The following is a 1,068-nucleotide window of genomic DNA, read 5'->3' as shown; positions in this document are numbered from 1 at the left end:
AATTAGAGATTATAAGGAAGAGCTTTTCTCTAATTATTGCTCAAGAATTTATTATCTTTTCATTCTCAAAGCAGAACTACGTTTAACCCTGAGTTGTGCAACATTTGACCAAAAATGAAAATATTCAATTTTTTTAAAACAAAATCAGAAAGTTTGAGTGACAATCAGGCTGAAAATGATATTGAAAAAATTGACCAAAAACCCGAGAAGAAATTTGCTGTTGAGATTAAACCAGATTCAGATTTTGAATATGTTCACGTTGAAGAAGATGGTAGTGTAAGAGAATTAACCAGAGAAGAAAGAGGATATTTAATGGAGGAATTTGCGCCAACCGATGGAGCAAGACCTTATATTAAATTCAGTTATAAAAGTAAAACACCTGACGACAAACTTTGGGGGTTTCTTCCAAGAAAAAAAGTTCCTAAAAATATTGAGATAGAAAATATAAAAATGGACAAAGAAACTTGGAGAAGGAATTGGATATTAATGATTAAAGATTTAACCAATTTAGAATATCAAAAAAGGACTTGGCTTGACTCAAATAATACGAATCCATATTATTCATTTATAGAATTTATGTGTTCCTACTTTGACGATTTGGATTTATCAGAAGGATATCAAAAACATATTGAATCTGAATTGGTAACAAAAGCTGAATATGAAACTATTTCGGACTGGCATAAATTGCTGTCTGAATATGAATCACCAAATAATGATGATTATGACAATCGAGCTGTTTTAAATGACAAAAATTGGTTGAAAATTATAGATTTAGGAAAAAAATCGTTGAAATCTCTAAAATCGAATTTAGATAAATTTGAACGAAGTTTATTAATATAAAAAACGTTGCACAACAATGTATAACCGCAATTACGGCGGATTCGACTACGTCCGAATCCACTCGGAATTGCTAACGTCAGTGCTTAACCGAAAATAATTAACTTTAATCCCGTAACTGACGGTTATACGAGACCGATGGAACACATTCGCCGATGGCGAACTTTAATCTACGCTGCTTCGCAGACAATGCATCTTAAAGTAAATGTGTTCCATCTCAGGGTTAAACCA

The 1,068-nt window shown here is 31.9% G+C and carries 1 protein-coding gene; it reads left to right on the top strand.

The annotated features are described in order from the left end of the window. Positions 1 to 114: 114 nt before the first annotated feature. A complete protein-coding gene (locus DFQ02_RS15030; protein WP_116525266.1) occupies positions 115 to 840 on the top strand; it encodes a hypothetical protein in 726 nt (241 codons plus the stop codon). Positions 841 to 1,068 lie beyond the last annotated feature (228 nt).

This window comes from Seonamhaeicola aphaedonensis, from assembly GCF_003386195.1.
GTDB lineage: Bacteria > Bacteroidota > Bacteroidia > Flavobacteriales > Flavobacteriaceae > Seonamhaeicola > Seonamhaeicola aphaedonensis.
This window is presented reverse-complemented; position numbering and strand designations above follow the sequence as displayed.

What these genes read in the sequence shown, in the direction of transcription:
- DFQ02_RS15030 (WP_116525266.1), top strand. Translation starts at nt 115, where the DNA reads ATGAAAATATTCAATTTTTTTAAAACAAAATCAGAAAGTTTGAGTGAC.